The sequence below is a fragment of the Vitreoscilla stercoraria DSM 513 genome, assembly GCF_000382305.1.
Taxonomy (GTDB): Bacteria; Pseudomonadota; Gammaproteobacteria; order Burkholderiales; family Neisseriaceae; genus Vitreoscilla; species Vitreoscilla stercoraria.
In genome coordinates this window covers 25,691-43,374 of sequence record NZ_KB908023.1, presented here as the reverse complement: position 1 = coordinate 43,374, position 17,684 = coordinate 25,691, and the positions used below count along the sequence as shown (strand labels likewise).

The 17,684-nt window shown below is 45.2% G+C and carries 20 protein-coding genes; 15 read left to right on the top strand and 5 right to left on the bottom strand.

Translation table 11 applies throughout. The features are described from left to right. Nucleotides 1–23 precede the first annotated feature (23 nt). Together kdsA and H150_RS0105535 are read left to right on the top strand one after the other, a co-directional pair. Nucleotides 24–887 carry a 3-deoxy-8-phosphooctulonate synthase gene (gene kdsA / locus H150_RS0105540; protein ID WP_019958061.1) on the top strand — a complete coding sequence of 288 codons (864 nt, stop codon included), beginning with the start codon at nucleotides 24–26 and terminating at the stop codon, nucleotides 885–887. A gap of 88 nt (nucleotides 888–975) precedes the next feature. Further along, the gene (locus H150_RS0105535; RefSeq protein WP_019958060.1) at nucleotides 976–1,959 is read left to right on the top strand and encodes a hypothetical protein; all 984 of its coding nucleotides are present in this window, start codon (nucleotides 976–978) and stop codon (nucleotides 1,957–1,959) included. A 29-nt stretch (nucleotides 1,960–1,988) separates the two neighbouring features. Here the strand turns inward: H150_RS0105535 and H150_RS0105530 are convergent, their stop codons facing one another. From H150_RS0105530 to H150_RS0105520, 3 genes are all read right to left on the bottom strand, one after another. Further along, nucleotides 1,989–2,849, bottom strand: coding sequence for an alpha/beta hydrolase family protein (locus H150_RS0105530; RefSeq protein WP_019958059.1), 861 nt, complete (start codon nucleotides 2,847–2,849; stop codon nucleotides 1,989–1,991). A gap of 90 nt (nucleotides 2,850–2,939) precedes the next feature. Then, nucleotides 2,940–3,716, bottom strand: coding sequence for a sulfite exporter TauE/SafE family protein (locus H150_RS0105525; protein WP_019958058.1), 777 nt, complete (start codon nucleotides 3,714–3,716; stop codon nucleotides 2,940–2,942). Nucleotides 3,717–3,734: 18 nt separating this feature from the next. Continuing rightward, nucleotides 3,735–4,322, bottom strand: coding sequence for a CNP1-like family protein (locus H150_RS0105520; RefSeq protein WP_019958057.1), 588 nt, complete (start codon nucleotides 4,320–4,322; stop codon nucleotides 3,735–3,737). A 121-nt stretch (nucleotides 4,323–4,443) separates the two neighbouring features. Here H150_RS0105520 and H150_RS0105515 point away from each other — a divergent pair, with 121 nt between their 5' ends. The 7 genes from H150_RS0105515 (at nucleotide 4,444) to H150_RS0105485 (ending at nucleotide 9,349) form a co-directional block, all read left to right on the top strand. Beyond that, entirely contained in the window at nucleotides 4,444–4,671 is a 228-nt protein-coding gene (locus H150_RS0105515; RefSeq protein ID WP_019958056.1) for a sulfurtransferase TusA family protein, read from the top strand. A 79-nt stretch (nucleotides 4,672–4,750) separates the two neighbouring features. Beyond that, on the top strand, nucleotides 4,751–5,797 hold the full coding sequence (gene pyrC / locus H150_RS0105510; RefSeq protein WP_019958055.1) for a dihydroorotase: 1,047 nt from the start codon (nucleotides 4,751–4,753) through the stop codon (nucleotides 5,795–5,797). 10 nt (nucleotides 5,798–5,807) lie between these two features. After that, nucleotides 5,808–6,419, top strand: coding sequence for a lytic transglycosylase domain-containing protein (locus tag H150_RS0105505; RefSeq protein ID WP_019958054.1), 612 nt, complete (start codon nucleotides 5,808–5,810; stop codon nucleotides 6,417–6,419). A gap of 1 nt (nucleotide 6,420) precedes the next feature. Beyond that, complete coding sequence (locus H150_RS0105500; RefSeq protein WP_019958053.1) at nucleotides 6,421–7,617, top strand: MFS transporter; 1,197 nt, start codon at nucleotides 6,421–6,423, stop codon at nucleotides 7,615–7,617. A gap of 65 nt (nucleotides 7,618–7,682) precedes the next feature. Then, entirely contained in the window at nucleotides 7,683–8,246 is a 564-nt protein-coding gene (locus tag H150_RS0105495) for a single-stranded DNA-binding protein (protein WP_019958052.1), read from the top strand. Between the two features lie 136 nt (nucleotides 8,247–8,382). Continuing rightward, on the top strand, nucleotides 8,383–8,859 hold the full coding sequence (greA, locus tag H150_RS0105490) for a transcription elongation factor GreA (protein WP_019958051.1): 477 nt from the start codon (nucleotides 8,383–8,385) through the stop codon (nucleotides 8,857–8,859). 49 nt (nucleotides 8,860–8,908) lie between these two features. Continuing rightward, a complete protein-coding gene (locus H150_RS0105485) occupies nucleotides 8,909–9,349 on the top strand; it encodes a DUF4149 domain-containing protein (RefSeq protein ID WP_019958050.1) in 441 nt (146 codons plus the stop codon). Nucleotides 9,350–9,408: 59 nt separating this feature from the next. Here the strand turns inward: H150_RS0105485 and yhbY are convergent, their stop codons facing one another. Then, a complete protein-coding gene (gene yhbY / locus H150_RS0105480; RefSeq protein WP_019958049.1) occupies nucleotides 9,409–9,690 on the bottom strand; it encodes a ribosome assembly RNA-binding protein YhbY in 282 nt (93 codons plus the stop codon). Nucleotides 9,691–9,765: 75 nt separating this feature from the next. On the opposite strand from yhbY, the gene H150_RS0105475 reads away from it, so the two are divergent. The 5 genes from H150_RS0105475 (at nucleotide 9,766) to H150_RS0105455 (ending at nucleotide 15,440) form a co-directional block, all read left to right on the top strand. Further along, complete coding sequence (locus H150_RS0105475) at nucleotides 9,766–10,386, top strand: RlmE family RNA methyltransferase (RefSeq protein WP_019958048.1); 621 nt, start codon at nucleotides 9,766–9,768, stop codon at nucleotides 10,384–10,386. Nucleotides 10,387–10,456: 70 nt separating this feature from the next. Further along, nucleotides 10,457–12,478, top strand: a complete 2,022-nt coding sequence (gene ftsH, locus H150_RS13820) for an ATP-dependent zinc metalloprotease FtsH (RefSeq protein WP_051082998.1) — start codon at nucleotides 10,457–10,459, stop codon at nucleotides 12,476–12,478. A 67-nt stretch (nucleotides 12,479–12,545) separates the two neighbouring features. Then, nucleotides 12,546–13,382: a dihydropteroate synthase gene (gene folP, locus H150_RS0105465; RefSeq protein ID WP_019958046.1), complete on the top strand. Its 837-nt coding sequence runs from the start codon at nucleotides 12,546–12,548 to the stop codon at nucleotides 13,380–13,382. Between the two features lie 87 nt (nucleotides 13,383–13,469). Continuing rightward, on the top strand, nucleotides 13,470–14,813 hold the full coding sequence (glmM, locus tag H150_RS0105460) for a phosphoglucosamine mutase (protein WP_019958045.1): 1,344 nt from the start codon (nucleotides 13,470–13,472) through the stop codon (nucleotides 14,811–14,813). 12 nt (nucleotides 14,814–14,825) lie between these two features. Next, nucleotides 14,826–15,440 (top strand): DedA family protein, encoded by a 615-nt coding sequence (locus tag H150_RS0105455; protein WP_019958044.1) that lies wholly within the window; start codon nucleotides 14,826–14,828, stop codon nucleotides 15,438–15,440. 123 nt (nucleotides 15,441–15,563) lie between these two features. On the opposite strand, the gene guaB is transcribed toward H150_RS0105455, so the two are convergent. After that, the gene (guaB, locus tag H150_RS0105450; RefSeq protein ID WP_019958043.1) at nucleotides 15,564–17,024 is read right to left on the bottom strand and encodes an IMP dehydrogenase; all 1,461 of its coding nucleotides are present in this window, start codon (nucleotides 17,022–17,024) and stop codon (nucleotides 15,564–15,566) included. A gap of 161 nt (nucleotides 17,025–17,185) precedes the next feature. Between guaB and H150_RS0105445 the strand changes: the two genes are divergently transcribed. Continuing rightward, nucleotides 17,186–17,665, top strand: coding sequence for a DUF4124 domain-containing protein (locus tag H150_RS0105445; protein WP_019958042.1), 480 nt, complete (start codon nucleotides 17,186–17,188; stop codon nucleotides 17,663–17,665). The last annotated feature ends 19 nt before the right edge of the window (nucleotides 17,666–17,684 follow it).

The following is a 17,684-nucleotide window of genomic DNA, read 5'->3' as shown; positions in this document are numbered from 1 at the left end:
GACGCCTTGATAAGGATAAAGACATGAAATTATGCGGTTTTGATGTGGGCTTGGACCAACCATTTTTCTTGATTGCGGGTCCTTGCGTGATTGAAAGCGAACAAATGGCTTTGGACACAGCAGGCTATTTGAAAGAAATCACCGATGAATTGGGCATTCCATTTATTTACAAATCCAGTTTTGACAAAGCCAATCGTTCTAGCGGTACATCGTTTCGTGGTTTGGGCATGGCTGAAGGCTTGCGCATTTTGGACGAAGTCAAACGTCAAATTGGTGTATCGGTGTTAACTGATGTGCATACCGAAGCGGAAGTGCCAGAAGTCGCTAGCGTGGTAGATGTGTTGCAAACGCCTGCATTTTTGGCGCGCCAAACCGACTTCATTCGTGCGGTGGCGCAATCGGGCAAGCCTGTGAACATCAAAAAAGGTCAATTCATGGCACCTGAAGACATGGGCAATGTGATTGACAAAGCGCGTGCGGCGGCGGCTGAAAAAGGCTTGCCTGCGGACTTTATGGTGTGTGAGCGTGGCGCAAGTTTCGGTTATCACAATTTGGTTTCTGACATGCGCAGTTTGATGATTATGCGTGACACGCAATGTCCTGTGGTGTTTGATGCGACGCATTCGGTGCAAATGCCGGGTGGTTTGGGCAATGCTTCAGGTGGTCGTCGTGAATTTGTACCTGTGTTGGCGCGCGCAGCGATTGCGGCAGGCGTGTCAGGTGTGTTCATGGAAACACACCCAAATCCATGCGAAGCCAAAAGCGATGGTCCTAATGCTGTGCCGATGGCGTACATGAAAGAATTGTTGTCTTCCATGAAACAGTTGGATGCGGTGGTGAAGAGCCAACGTTTGCTAGAACATGATTTGTTGAATTTTGGCAAATAACCAATTGATATATTCAAGCGTCCTGTAACTTACAGGACGCTTTTTTAATGTGTTACGCTGTTTCTTCATATATTTGAAAGCCCATAATATGAACTGGTTTACGCAATTAACAGGTTTACATTCAGACAGCCATGCGGCTGTTTGGAATGGTTTGAGATATGAAGATGGGTATTTGTATGGCAAAAGCCATGCGCAAATTTCGTTGCAGGCAGGACACTTGAATATGCCCAATTTGGGCAGCTTGACTTATCAAAAAGATGGCGGGCAGATTGTGTTTTCTGAAGTGGTGGCCGATGTGCAAGCATTGCATGCGGATTCTGCTAATGCAGGTGCGGTGTTTCAAGTGGCATCGCAAACCAATTTATTGGAAATGATTTCGCCCAATCAAACGCCAGAAGATGGTGTCATACGTTATCAAAACGACCGTACGCAGGGTCCTGCTTGTGCGATGGCTTGTGCGGCAGGGTTGATTTATCGCCATTATTTTGTGCCTGTTGGCGTGCAAATGGGGCAAAGCGAACACCATCAAATCGATACTTTGGCAGATTTAGGTCGTGCGCTTGGTAATGAAAATGACGAACTTTGGCACACCCAAAATGGCTATGTTTTGCCTCAAAGCGCACAGGCTTTAGAGCGCATTGCCACACAATTGCATCACCATCTTGCAGAGTATCGCTCTTTGGTGAAAGTGGGTGTGCAGCAAGATACACAAGTGACTTTGCCACATTGTGAACATGTGGTCACGCAAGTATATGCTTCAGCTTTGCCTATGGCTTATTCGCCATTGGGGCGAGATGTGACGAGTTGGGAAACTTTTGCACGCTTGGTTTTGGAAGCGGCGTATGAAGCCACTTTCATCATCGCCGCCAATAGTTCGAGTCGAAAATTGTATTTAACCCGTTTGGGCGGTGGTGCATTTGGCAATCCTGATGAGTGGATTGATGCGGCGATATTGAAAGCGGCTCAACGCGTTTCTGGCATGAGTTTGGATGTCATCTTGGTCAGTTATGGTGGTTCGAATCATCACAATCAACACATTATTCAAACTTGGAAGGCCAATCAAGCGTCCTGAAAGGTTTACAGGACGCTTGGCAAAGCGTTTTACAGCAATTGAATTTCTTGTAACACGATGTCCCAGAGTTTTTGGTGGCTAGGGCGCAAAATGTGGTTGTGTCCGATGTGCTTAAAGCCATATGTTTGTGGATTCAAGCAACGGGTGGTTTTGATGGCGTTGGGGAAAGTGCTGAGAAATTCTGCCACATTGGCTGCGTTGGCAATGTCATCGTCTTCGGCATGAATCACGGTAATCGGTTGGGTGATTTGCGTATGAAAATCGTGTTCAATGTCACCACGGTCAATGGCAGTTCGGACATAATGCCCGTTTTTACACCACTGCGCCCACTGCCGAGCGACATGGCGTGGCAAATCTTCGCCCCATTTGATGGCTTTGAGTTTGGCGTAACCAAATACCAAATTCGACAGCGGCATGTAAACCGTGAACAGAAAATTGGCTTTGCGGGCAAATTCAGGGCGCATATTGGCAAGGTGTCCTGTTGAACCGGCAATGGCAATCACTTTGGCTATTTTGGCATGATTGGGCATGACGCCTAACATTTGACTGCCTGCGCTGTGACCGATTAATAAAGCTTGTGGTAAACCTGTGTGTGCCAATAAAAAATCCACAGCGGCAGGAATGTCGCGTGTGCCCCAATCTTGTAAGCCCACGGAGCAATGTTTCAGGTCGCCTTGCAAGGATGGGCCAATGCCATCGTAATCAAAAGTCAGAACCGTATAGCCTTGTGCTGCCAACCAAGTGGCAAAAGCGGCGTAATAGGTTTGCAAGAAGCCTGTACCGCTACAAATCACAATTGCTTGATTGAATCTTATATCGGCGCGATGAAATAAAGTGCCACTGAGATTTTGCCCGTTGGGCAGTGCAATGCTGACGGTTTGTGGGTTCATGCAGTCTGACTCCTTGGTGATTTATAAAATGACTCTAACATGAGTAAGCTGGCTCACCCAACCAAGCAATCAGATGCAATGCTCTAAAAATCACCATGTTTGCCATAAAGGCAGCAAATCATAAGCAAATTTGGCGATTAAAATGACCAATAGCAGCATAAAACCATAGCGCAAAAAGCCTGAACCACCACGCAAAGCGATTTGAGTGCCAATGAAGCCACCGCTTAAATTACAGGCCGCTAATGGAATTGCCCATGCCCATAAAATATAATCATTGGGGATGAAAAAGCTCAGAGCAGCCAAATTAGTCGTGATGTTAATGATTTTAGAAGAAGCGACTGCGGTCAAAAAATCAAACGCAAACAGGCGAATGAACATGAAGGTTAAAAAACTGCCTGTGCCCGGGCCAATCACGCCATCATAAAAACCAATCAAAGCGCCACACGCCAAACCGATTAACCATTCTTTTTGGCTTAAGCTCAATTGGCGTTCTTTTTGACCAAAATCTTTTTTGCAAAAGGTGTAAATGGCCATGACCACCAAAATCAACAAAATAAATGGCTTGAACCAATGCACGGGAATGTGTGACACCAACATGGAGCCGAAATAGGATGTGATAAATGCCAATGCAGCTGCGGGCAATAACATTTTCCAAGGCACGTTGATTTTGCGCACATATTGCCAACCTGCGGTTAAAGTGCCACACATTGACGCAAATTTATTGGTGCCCATTACTGTGGCAATAGGTGTGTTGGCAGGCAGTAAGCCAAACAAAGCGGGGATTTGTACCAAACCGCCGCCACCGACAGCGGCATCCATCATACCTGCTAAAAAGGCAAACAGGCACATCCATAATAATTCAGTCATGATTGGGTTTCAGGCTACTTAATCGTATTCGTGGGCACCACGGTTTTGAGACGGGTGGTAAGTGCCGATTTTGGTCAAACGGGCATCAATTTCTTTGTCGTTGCGTGGCAGACCGCCATCACAGAACACACGGCTGAGCATTTCTTGTACTGGTGTGTTGGTGTTTAGATTGCTGCCCACATCACGCCATTGTGCATTGCGGCTTTCTAACCAACGCTTGTTATAGGTGTCGGCAAAAGCGATTTGGCGCACGCCATTATTGTATTCAGAACGAAAAGATTGGGTGCTGCAACGCAAATTTTCAAAGCTGATATTGTCGATGCCGTTGGCAGATTGATTGTTTAAAACATAAGAAACAGAAGCATTGCTCAAGACTTTGACGCTAGAGCGCAGCAATTTGGGTTTGTTTTTGAAAGTAGGGTGAACGTATAGCTCTATCCAATCGCCATTTTCAGTTGGGTATTCAGGCAAAGACACTTCTTGTTCTTGGAAAGCGTAGTCTGGTTCTTCAATGTTTTGACTGAAGCTCCGTTTGTTGTCAGCTATGGCTTGGGTGCTGATGAAAGCGAGAGCGCATAAAGACAAACAGCTCAGACGAGTGCGCATTGACAATTCCTTCGTAACAAGATGAAAACGGTATTGTAGCGCAACTGCTTGCAAATGTAGCCTGTGTTCGCTTCCTTAACAATGTTATAATTTTATCGTTTTGCATTAAGATGGAATCAACATGACTCAAGCACAATTAGATGTGAAAGGTTTGAAATGCCCCATGCCGATGCTTAGGGCTAAAAAAGCGTTGGCGAATTTGCAAAGTGGGGATGAATTAACCGTGTATGCCACCGATGCGAGTGTACAAGAAGATTTTGCGGCTTTTTGTCGTCATACAGGTCATGTGTTGTTGTCATCTGAGGCTTTGGCCGATGGTAGTTTTACTTTGGTATTGCGTCACAAATAATCTTCAATGTGGTTTACAGGACGCTTGAAGCGGCCTGTAACTTCAGAAACACCCTCGTATTTCATTCAAAGGATTGATCATGACCGAACGTCTGACCTTGTTACAGCCAGATGATTTTCACGTGCATTTTAGAAATGGTGATGCTTTAAAAGCCGTGGTGCCACACACAGCCCGTCAAATGGCGCGCGCTTTGGTGATGCCCAACTTGAAACCACCTGTCACCCAAGTGGCGCAAGCTTTGGCTTACCGTGATGAAATTTTGGCAGCCGTACCACAAGGTTTGGATTTTACGCCTTTGATGAGTTTGTATTTGACCGACAAAACCGATGTGGCAACGGTTAAAGAAGCCAAAGCGGCGGGCATTGTGGCGTTCAAATTGTATCCTGCGGGCGCGACCACCAATTCCGACTCGGGCGTGACCGATTTGTTTGCATTGTTGCCTGTGTTGGAAGCGATGGCGCAAGAGGGCGTATTACTGTTGGTGCATGGCGAAGTGACGCACAGTGATGTGGATATTTTTGACCGTGAAGCGGTGTTCATTGATGAAGTGTTGTTGCCGATTATGGCCAAAGTGCCGACTTTAAAAATTGTGTTTGAACACATCACCACCGCAGAAGCTGCCAAATTGGTGCAAGAGTCAGGTGAAAATTTGGTCGCAACGGTGACACCACAACATTTATTGCACAATCGCAATGATATGTTGGTCGGTGGCGTGCGTCCGCATTTGTATTGCTTGCCAATTTTAAAACGTCGTAGCCATCAAGAAGCTTTGTTGGCAGCGGTTTCTGGTGACAAATCACACAAATTTTTCTTAGGTACCGACAGTGCGCCACACGAGCAAGGCACCAAAGAGTGCGCTTGCGGTTGTGCGGGCGTGTTCAGTGCTTTGACGGCAATGGAATTGTATGCCGAAGCGTTTGAAAGCGTGAATGCTTTGGACAAATTGGAAGCGTTTGCTTCTCAAAACGGTGCACGTTTTTATGGCTTGCCTGAAAACAGCCGCCGCATTGTATTGGAAAAACGCCCGCAAGCCGTACCTGAATATGTGGATTATGTTACAGGCCGCTTGATTCCGATGCGTGCGGGCGAGTCTTTGACTTGGTCGTTTGCAGGCTTTGCCGATTGATGGACGTGTGATGAGCATCAATCGACGCAGAAGACATTTATTGCTGGGTACTGCAGCTTTGTTAGTTGCGCCCACTGGTGTGTGGGCGTCACAGCGGGAGGAGCAGCTGGCTGACAATGTCGCTTCGACCATGCGCCGCTCAGTAAACAATGTGAGCCCTGCGCGATTGGTGTTTTCGACACGACAAGCAGGACAGGCATGGTTGGCGGAAATGTCGGCACGTTTGTCTAAATTCATTGCTGATGCGCGTGAGCGTGAAACCATTTTAATCAATGTGCAATACGAAGCCAAACGTGCAGGTCTAGATGTGCAATTGGTTTTGGGTTTGATTGAAGTAGAATCGATGTTTAGGCGTTATGCTATTAGCGGTGTGGGTGCTCGAGGTTTGATGCAAGTGATGCCTTTTTGGGCGCGTCACATCGGCACACAGCAACACAATTTATTCGATATTCGTACCAATTTGCGTTATGGCTGTACCATTTTGCGTTATTACATCGATCGAGAAAAAGGCGATGTCATGCGTGCTTTGGCTCGCTATAACGGCAGTTTGGGGCGAATGACTTATCCTAATAAAGTTTATGCGGCCTTAAACCGCCACTGGACGTATCACGGAGTCTTGTGATTTGAAGCACAAAGAAGTTCGTTCTGACAACCAATTGACCCCGCAAGAGTGGCGCACCAGTGGCGTATTGTCGGGCGTGTATGCGCTGCGCATGTTGGGATTGTTTTTGGTTTTGCCAGTTTTGGCTTTGCATGCTGCGGCCTTGGCAGGTTCTGACCAGTCTATGTGGATTGGTTGGATTATGGGTGCTTATGGCTTGACCCAAGCATGTTTGCAACTGCCCTTTGGCATGTTGTCAGACAAAATTGGGCGTAAAAAAACCATTTACATAGGCATGTTGATTTTTGTGGTGGGCAGTTTTTTGGCGGCAATCGCTGAAACACTGTGGGTCTTGATGTTGGCGCGGGCTTTACAGGGCGCAGGTGCCATCAGTGCGGTGATTACGGCAATGATGGCGGATTTGATTCGTGAGCAAGTGCGTACTCGCGCAATGGCGATGGTTGGCATGAGTATCGGCTTGACTTTTGCAGGAAGTTTGGTGGCTGCACCGTTACTATCGGGGCTGATTGGTGTTGAGGGTTTGTTTGTATTGACGGGTGTGGCGATGCTCGCTGCGATGTATGCGGTACACCGTTTTGTGCCAGACCCAGAACAAGTGACTGTACGCAATCGTTTGCCTGCTTTGCAAATTGGTTTGCAGCCGCAATTGTGGCGCTTGAATTTTGGTATTTTTGCTTTGCATGCAGGACAAATGTCCTTGTTCATTTGTTTGCCATTTTTATTGTTGCAAATGGGTTGGGCGCAAGAAGAGCAATGGAAAGTGTATGCACCAATGGTCTTGTTTGGCATGTTTTTGATGGTGCCCATTATCATGTTTGGTGAGAAAAAACGCCAATTAAAACCCACTTTGTTATTGGCCATTGGCATGATGATTGTGGCGCAAGGTGTTTTGGCATGGCAAAGCGTCGGGACAATCGTCTTGATGACAGCTTTGGTATTGTACGCCATTGCATTCAATGTTTTAGAAGCCATTTTGCCATCTATGGTCGCTAAATTTGCGCCACCTGAGCAGCGTGGTGCAGCGATGGGTTTTTACAGCACGGCGCAATCATTGGGTATTTTTGTCGGCGGTTTGGTCGGCGGTTTGTTATTGAGCCAAATGGGTTTGAGTGGTGTGTTCATTTTTGCCACAGTGTTGATGTTGGCGTGGTGGGCGATTGCCTATACGGGACAAGCACCACAAGTACGTCAAGCGTGACGCTGTGACGGTGACTGTTTATACTGTCGCCAGATTAAAATTTTAATAGTTTGTAGGAGGACGTGATGTCTGTAAATAAAGTGATTTTAGTGGGCCGCTTGGGAAAAGATCCTGAAGTGCGTTACATGACCAATGGTGAGGCAGTGACCAATTTTGGTGTGGCCACCAGCGAGTCTTGGAAAGGCCGCGATGGTCAAAAACAAGAGCGTACGGAGTGGCACAATGTGACTTTGTATCGCAAATTGGCAGAAATTGCAGGCCAATATTTGAAAAAAGGCAGCCAAGTTTACATCGAAGGTAAAATTCAAAGCCGTAAATACATGGGTAAAGATGGCATTGAGCGCACAGCTTATGAAATCGTAGGCTCAGAAATGAAAATGTTAGGTGGTCGCTCTGATGCATCATCGTCTTCTTACGATGATGGTATGGGTGCACCTTATGAAGACAATAGCAGCCAATACAGTGGTGCTAGTCATTCAGGTTCTTATGGCAGTGGCAATCAATATGCGTCTAATGCAGGTAGTCCAGCTGCACCTGTGCGTCAAGAAGTACCTGCTGCGCCAAGTCGTTCTATGAATCAGCCGCCTAAAGTTGAGGTGGACGATTTGAATGATGATATTCCGTTCTAATATTTTAAAGTTTGGTAGTGATTGCTATTTTTTTTTAGTTTGTTACAATAGACTCTAAATATTTCGAAACAAGCCGCCGTTTATTCGGCGGCTTGTATTTTTGTTGCCTAAATGACGTTGAATGTAGGAGACAGTCATGCAAAAAGTACCATTGACCGTTCGTGGTGCCCAATTATTAAAAGATGAGTTGCAGCACTTGAAATCGGTGGAGCGTCCATCGGTCATTGAGGCGATTGCGGAAGCCCGTTCCCACGGCGATTTGTCTGAGAATGCAGAATACGATGCTGCCAAAGAGCGTCAAGGCTTTATCGAAGGCCGTATTGCTGATTTAGAAGGCAAATTGTCTTATGCGCACATTGTCGATCCCAAAGAGTTGGATGCCGATGGCAAAATCGTTTTTGCAGCGACTGTGACCATTGAAGATTGCGATACTGAAGACCAGATGACTTACCAAATTGTGGGCGATGATGAAGCCGACATTAAACAAGGTAAAGTATCGGTGTCTTCGCCGATTGCTCGTGCTTTGATTGGTAAGTACGAAGGCGATGTAGCGGAAGTGCAAGCACCAGGTGGCGTGCGTGAATATGAAATTGTGACTGTGCAATATATTTAATCTTTCAATATCGATGAAATTTTGACTTGATAACCAAGGTAACGCATTTATGAAAACGGTTTTCACTTTATTGCATGCGCTTTGGTTTGGCGCACACTTGATGGTAGGTTATGTGGTGGCACCTTTTTTATTTGCTTATGCAAATGATGGTTTGCTCGATAAACAAGTGGTTGGCAATATTGCAGGAGATTTGTTTGATTGCGTGATGTATCTGGGCTTGGTGGTCAGTTTGTGGTGGTGTGTGTATTTGCGCCAACAAAATGGATCTAACCGTTTGGCTAAAGCTTTATTGGGTTTGTTAATCATGAGCCAGTTTGTGGTGACACCTGTTATCGTGGCCATTAAACAACAGCAAAGTCATTGGTTATTGAATTGGGTTGGCGGTAGTTTCGGTATGTGGCATGGCATTTCATCATCACTGTATTTGCTTATCAGTATTTTATTGATGGTTTTAACATGGCAGCGTTTACAAGTTAAAAGTCGTTATTGATTCCAATTAAAAAAGCGTCCTGTAAAAATATTTACAGGACGCTTTGAATTCAAAAGAACTTATTGTTCGTTTTGACGGTATAACACCAAAATCTTACCAATGCTTTGCACCAATTCAGCGCCTGTTTGTTCACACAATTGTACAGACCACAGTTTGCGATCATCGCGATCATCGCCCAAAATACGTACTTTGATTAATTCATGTGCTAACAAATTGGCATCGACTTCTTTAACCACCGATTCGGTCAAACCGTTTTGGCCTATCATAACCACGGGTTGTAAAGTGTGTGCTTGTTGTTTAAGTGCCGCTTTTTCGACACTGCTTAAAGTTTTTTTAGACATCTGCAGCTTTCCTAGAAAACATGTATTGTACTAGAATTTGGATGAAAAAACTCATCAAAATAATGGATTATCTTTATGCCTAAACGCACAAAATCTTCAGGGGCTTGGCTCAATGAACATGTTCATGACCCTTATGTAAAATTGGCGCAAAAACACGGTTATCGTGCGCGTGCAGCATTTAAATTGCTGGAAATTAATGAAAAATATAAATTAATTCAAAAAGATACGTTATTGGCGGATTTGGGTAGTGCGCCCGGTAGCTGGTCGCAAGTGGCGGCACAAATGATTGGCGATAAAGGTCGTATATTTGCTTTGGATATTTTGCCTATGGAACCAATTGAGGGCGTAGAATTCATACAAGGAGATTTTCGTGAAGAAACCGTCCTGCAACAATTGGTCGAAACCTTACAAGGTCAAAAATTAGACCTTGTGATTTCAGATATTGCCCCAAATATGACTGGTAATTCAGTCACAGACCAAGCACGCAGTTTTTATTTGTGTGAGTTGGCCTATGAATTTGCCATCGAACATTTGAAACCCGGTGGACATTTTTTAATCAAAGTGTTTCAAGGTGCTGGTTATCAAGAGTATGTCAGTTTATTGCGAGCCTCGTTTGGGCAAGTGCTCATTCGCAAGCCAAAAGCTTCTCGCGATAGGTCTAATGAAATTTATTTATTGGCGAAAGATTTGCACTGACAAGCTAGGGTGAGTGTTTTACAATGCAAATTCGTTCATATCTCTTGTATTTTAATGGGAGCCTCATTTAGTGGGTAATACGGTTAAGAATCTTTTGGTTTGGCTTGTTTTGTTGATGGTGGTCATTTTGGCTTTCAACGCATTGCAAGGGTCCAAAGAAACCAAACAACAAGTTGAGTATTCGCTTTTCATGCAAGAAGTGGAAGCGGGGAAAATTGAGAATGTGCACATCGAAGGTTCGATTGCACGTGGTTATGAAATCTCGGGTGAGCGTAAAGACAAGACAACTTTTACGACCAATGCACCGTTGGATGATCAATTAGTACCAAAATTGCTGCAAAGCGATGTGCGCGTGAAAGTGACTCCAGAAGAGCGCCCTAGTGTTTTAGGTGGCATCTTCTTAAGCTTGTTGCCAATTTTGTTACTGCTAGGTGTTTGGTTTTACTTCATGCGTCAACAAGCTGGTGGCGGTGGAAAAGGCGGTGCGTTTTCGTTTGGTAAGTCTCGTGCCAAATTATTGGACAAAGACACCAATGCCATTACATTTGCGGATGTGGCAGGTTGTGATGAAGCCAAAGAAGAAGTGCAAGAAATTGTGGATTATCTGAAAGCACCGACTCGTTATCAAACTTTAGGTGGTCGTGTACCACGTGGCGTGTTGTTAGCAGGTTCTCCAGGTACAGGTAAAACCTTATTGGCTAAAGCCATTGCTGGTGAAGCAAAAGTGCCGTTTTACAGTATTTCCGGTTCTGATTTCGTAGAAATGTTTGTCGGTGTGGGTGCTTCTCGTGTGCGCGATATGTTTGAGCAAGCGAAGAAAAATTCACCGAGCATTATCTTTATCGATGAGATTGATGCGGTGGGTCGCCAACGTGGTGCTGGTTTAGGCGGTGGTAACGATGAGCGCGAGCAAACATTGAACCAATTATTGGTTGAAATGGATGGCTTTGAAAGCAATCAAACTGTGATTGTGATTGCTGCTACCAACCGTCCTGATGTTTTGGATCCTGCGTTACAACGTCCAGGCCGCTTTGACCGTCAAGTGGTTGTACCTTTGCCTGATATTCGTGGTCGCGAGCAAATTTTAAAAGTTCATGCTAAAAAAGTACCTTTGGACAGTTCGGTACAATTGTCTGAATTGGCTCGTGGTACACCGGGTTTTTCGGGTGCAGATTTGGCTAACTTGGTTAATGAGGCTGCTTTGTTTGCAGGCCGCCGTAATAAAACCAAAGTTGATCAAAGTGATTTTGAAGATGCCAAAGACAAAATCTACATGGGTCCTGAGCGTCGCTCTATGGTGATGCACGAAGATGAAAAACGTGCAACGGCTTACCATGAGTCAGGCCATGCTGTGGTTGCAAGTTTGTTACCTGGCACTGACCCTGTACACAAAGTCACCATCGTACCTCGTGGCCGTGCTTTGGGTTTGACTTGGCAATTGCCTGAGCGCGATCGCATCAGCATGTACAAAGACCAAATGTTACACAATATTGCCATTTTGTTTGGTGGTCGTATTGCTGAAGATATTTTCTTAGGTCGAGTGTCTACTGGCGCATCTAATGACTTTGAACGTGCTACGGGCATTGCTCGTGACATGGTGACCCGTTATGGTATGTCGGACAAAATGGGTGTGATGGTTTATGCTGAGAATGAGGGCGAAGTGTTTTTGGGCCGTTCTGTAACCAATACCAAAAACATTTCTGAAAACACGCAGCAGCAAGTGGATGCAGAAGTTCGTCGCATTTTGGATGAACAATATGCATTGGCTTATAAGTTGATTGATGAAAATCGCAATAAAATGGAAGTGATGACCAACGCTTTGATGCAGTGGGAAACCATTGATGCAGACCAAGTGAAGGAAATCATGGCAGACAAACAGCCTAGTCCTCCTAAAGATTACAGTCATAATTTGCGTACTGATGAGCCTGAAATCACAGAAGAGGTAGTAGAGGTAGAGGCAGTTAGTTTGGTGAAAGACGATGCAGACGCAGCGAAAGCTGCTGATGTAGAAGCCACACCAGAAACGACTGTTACTTCTGACGATGTTGAGTCTAAAAAAGACGATACACAAAATCCATCTCGACCACAGTAATCGGTTCTGATATAACAACGGCAGCTTATTAAAGCTGCCGTTTTTGATTTTTGGATGAGGGTAAAACATGTATTGGCAATGTGGTCGTTTTGAGTTGGATTTGTCTGAACCTAAAGTAATGGGTATTGTGAATGTGACACCAGATTCTTTTTCTGATGGCGGTCGTTATTCATCTAGTTTAGAGCAAGTTTTGGCACATGCTCAAAAACTCTTGGATGATGGTGCGGATATTTTGGATATTGGCGGTGAGTCGACTCGCCCAGGCAGTGATCCTGTTTCGCCTGAGGATGAATGGGCACGGGTTGAGCCCGTTTTGGAAGCTTTGTATCAATGGAATGTACCCATTACTTTAGACAGTCGCCGTACTTGGGTGATGCAAAAAGCTTTGCAGCAAGGTTGTGTCGATGCTATCAATGATGTAGCGGCTTTGAGTGATGAAGGCGCGGTAGCATTGTTGGCACAATATCCGAAAATAGGCGTGTGTTTGATGCACATGCAAGGCATTCCGCAAACCATGCAAAGCAATCCGCATTATAGTGACGTCAGTGCAGAAGTCTTCAAATATTTACAAGAACGTGTAGCAACATGTTTACAGGACGGTATCGGTGCGGAACGTTTGTTGTTAGATCCTGGTTTTGGTTTTGGCAAGACTTTAGAACACAATATTGCGCTGATGCATGACTTAAATGCTTGGATTAAAGCCATTTCTTACCCTGTTTTGATTGGCATTTCACGCAAAACCATGTTGGGGCAAATCATTGGTGAAGAAATTCCTGCTGAGCGTATGGTGGCTTCGGTCATGGCTGCTGTGGCATCGATTGCACGAGGTGCACATATTGTGAGGGTACATGATGTTAAAGAAACGGTTCAAGCAGTAAAAGTTTGGCAGAAGTTGGGCATTTGAATTTTTCTGTGGAATTTTTACTGTCCATGAGGTCATTATGGATTTACAATGACTGTCTTCAATAATTAAAAAATAATGGATTAATGGATGGCAAGGAAATATTTTGGTACAGATGGTGTGCGTGGTTTGGTTGGTAAAGATCCTATTACCCCTGAATTTGTATTGAAATTGGGCTATGCAGCAGGCAAAATATTGGTGGAACGTGAACATGGTCACCGCCCAATGGTTTTGATTGGTAAAGACACTCGTATTTCAGGCTATATGTTAGAAGCGGCTTTGCAAGCTGGTTTCACTGCCGCTGGTGTGGATGTGCGTTTGACTGGTCCCTTGCCAACTCCAGGTATCGCTTATTTGACTCGTGCTATGCGTGTGGATGCGGGTGTGATGATTTCTGCATCTCACAATGCTTTCTATGATAATGGTATTAAATTTTTTGCCAAAGGCGGCGTCAAACTCAATGATGAAATGGAATTGGCAATTGAAGCTGTATTAGACCAGCCTATGAATACGATGGAATCGATGGATTTAGGTAGGGCTAAGCGTATTTCTGGTGCAGATGATCGTTATATCGAGTTTTGTAAATCGACTTTTCCTAATGAATATGACTTACATGGTTTAAAAATTGTGGTCGATTGTGCCAATGGTGCGGGCTATCATGTGGCACCAAAAGTGTTTCATGAGTTGGGTGCACAAGTGATCACGATTGGTTGCGAACCTAATGGTTTTAATATCAATGATGAAGTGGGTGCCACGCATACCAAGGCCTTAGAAGCGGCCGTAGTGGCACATCAGGCTGATTTTGGCATTGCCTTAGATGGTGATGGTGATCGTTTGATGATGGTCGATCGTCATGGACGTGTATTCGATGGTGACAGCTTGATTTATGTGATTGCCAAAGCCCGTGCACAAAATCACACTTTGGTGGGCGGCGTGGTTGGCACAGTCATGACCAATTTGGCGATGGAGTTGGCATTGAAACAACGCGGGATTGAGTTTTGCCGTGCCAAAGTGGGTGATCGCTATGTGCTAGAACAATTGTACCAACGTGGTTGGCAAGTGGGTGGTGAGGCTTCTGGTCATGTATTGTGCATGGATAAACACAATACAGGTGATGGTATTATTTCAGCTTTGCAAGTGTTTGCAGCTTTGCGCAGTTTGGATAGTGAATTGGCTGAAGTATTGAGCGATTGGGATGCTTATCCACAAACCATGATCAATGTTCGCATTGAAAAAGGTGCGGTATGGGAGCCTGCAGCGCAGCCTGTTTTGGCAGAAGTAGAAGCGCGCTTGGGTGAAAATGGACGTGTGGTTTTACGTGCTTCAGGTACTGAGCCTGTTGTGCGGGTCATGGTTGAGGCGCAAGATGCGTTATTGGCCGAACAAAGCGCACAACAAATTGCCGAAGCGATTCGTCAAGCTGTCGTGTCGTGAAGTTGAATCATTATGAGTTTGATTGATTTATTAGAAAGTTTTTTTGCTGAGTATGGTTATATCGCCGTATTTGGCGTCTTGGTCGCTTGTGGTTTTGGTGTGCCGATTCCAGAAGACATTACCTTGGTTGCTGGTGGTGTTATGGCTGGCTTAGGCCATGCCAATGTACACTGGATGGTAGTCGTGGGTTTGGTAGGTGTGTTGGTGGGTGATGGTTTGATGTTCACAGCTGGAAAAGTCTTTGGCACACGCATTTTGCGCTTTCGTTTGATTGCTCGCATTATGACGCCTGAGCGCTATCTTCAGGTGCAAGAGAAATTTGAAAAATATGGCAATTGGGTGTTGTTTGTGGCGCGATTCTTACCAGGCTTGCGCACACCGATTTTTATTTCTGCAGGCATCAGTGGCAAAGTTTCATATACGCGATTTTTGCTGATGGATGGTTTTGCAGCTTTGATATCGGTACCAATTTGGGTATATTTGGGCGAGTTTGGCGCTGAAAACCGCGATTGGCTGATGGCAAAAGTACATCAATTTCAGATGGTGATTTTCGTTTTATTGGGCATTGGCGCGGTGTTGTTGTTGAGTCATTGGTGGCGCAAGCGTCAAAAAAACAAGACAATGTAAAATCGTTCAATCTCTAAATAAGGTCTGATATAGGCCTTATTTTTTTATGCTGATTAAAAAAGCGTCCTGTAAATATTTACAGGACGCTTGATTCATATAAACAGACCGAATGGTTCGTTCATATTAACGTGCGTGGTAGTTTGGTGCTTCTTTGGTGATTTGCACATCATGTACGTGCGACTCACTCATACCTGCTGCTGTGATTTCCACAAATTCTGCACGTTCGTGCATTGCTTTGATGGATTCGCAACCCAAATAACCCATGCTAGAGCGCAAACCGCCTACCAATTGGTGAATGATGTTCACGATAGGGCCTTTGTAAGGCACGCGGCCTTCAATGCCTTCAGGAACGTATTTGTCGCTGCTAGACACCGTGTCTTGGAAGTAACGATCAGAAGAACCTTGGCTCATCGCACCCAAAGAACCCATACCACGGTAAGATTTGTACGAACGACCTTGGTACAATTCGATTTCACCAGGAGCTTCATCGGTACCTGCAAACATGCCGCCAAGCATCACCGCAGAAGCACCTGCTGCCAATGCTTTAGACACATCGCCTGAAAAACGAATACCACCGTCAGCAATCAAAGGTACGCCAGTGTCTTTTAAAGCTTCTGAAACATTGTGAATGGCCGTCAATTGAGGTACGCCCACACCTGCAACAATACGCGTGGTACAAATAGAACCAGGGCCGATACCGACTTTCACGCCGTCTGCGCCTGCTGCAACCAAATCCAAAGCGGCTTTGGCAGTGGCGATGTTGCCACCAATCACATCTACTTGAGGGTAGGTTTCTTTGACCCAGCGCACGCGGTCAATCACACCTTGGCTGTGGCCGTGAGCCGTATCCACGACAATCACATCCACGCCTGCTGCCACTAAAGCCGCTACACGTTCGTCAGTTTCCGCACCCACACCGACAGCAGCACCGACACGCAAGCTGCCATTGGCATCTTTATTGGCACTTGGGAAGGTTGAGGTTTTCAAGATGTCTTTAACTGTGATTAAGCCTTTCAATTCCCAAGCATCGTTAATCACCAACACACGTTCTACTTTGTGTTCGTGCATGATTTCACGAGCTTCTTCGATTGAACTGCCTTCAGGCACAGTGACCAAACGTTCTTTAGGCGTCATGATAGAAGCCACGGTTTGATCCAAACGTTTTTCAAAACGCAAGTCACGATTGGTTACCAAACCAACGACTTTGCCGTCTTCTATCACTGGCAAGCCAGAAATTTTGTGTTTGCGAATCAAATCAATCAAATCGCGAACCAATAAATTTGGTGCAATGGTCACAGGCTCTTTGACAATACCACTTTCATGACGCTTCACTTTGGCTACAGCACGAGCTTGGCGTTCGATGGTCATGTTTTTGTGCATGATGCCGATGCCGCCTTCTTGGGCGATGGCAATGGCCAATTTGGCTTCAGTGACAGTGTCCATAGCAGCAGACACGAGCGGGATATTTAAAGAAATATTGCGGGTCAAAGGGGTTTTTAGAGAGACGTCGCGAGGTAAGACGGTAGAATGGGCCGGTACCAATAAAACGTCGTCGAAAGTATAGGCTTTTTCGACTATGCGCATTTGAAGCTTCTTTCGTGGTCACAAAGCGAAATTGTATCAAATTTGTGCCTTGGCGTTAAGCTTTTCAAAGTGTAGCGTGACATACCCATGACATCTATTGTGCTTTGAGGCTAAAATAGACATCAATCAATACATAATAATCGTCAAAGGGAACGGGTGACATGAAAAAGTCAGTAAAAAGCATTTTAACAATCGCTTTGATGGGTGCTATCGGTATGGCATCTGCGTCGACTGTTTTTACGTGGAAAGGGCAAAGTGGTAATGCTGTGTATTCAGACACACCGCGCAACTTGACGACCCACAATATCAGTACCATGAATGTGCGCTCACAGACAGTGAACAAAGTCGATTCAGGTGTTTCAGGCAGCCCTGCTGGCGGACAAATTGGTACCACGGCACCAGTAGGCAGTGATGCGAGTTTGGCTGACCAACAAGCAGCGCTCAATGCCAAAGTGGCACTTGAAAACAAGCGTCAAGAAGAAGAAAATAAAAAAGTAGAAGAACAAAATAAGCAAATGCGTTCTCAAAACTGCACCAGTGCAAAAATGAATTTGCAAAACGTGCAAACCAGTAGTCGTGTGAACAATCGCGAAGCTTTGGTAGCAGGCTATCAAGCTGACATCCAAAAATTCTGTAATTAATTTGATGGGCTGTTGGGCA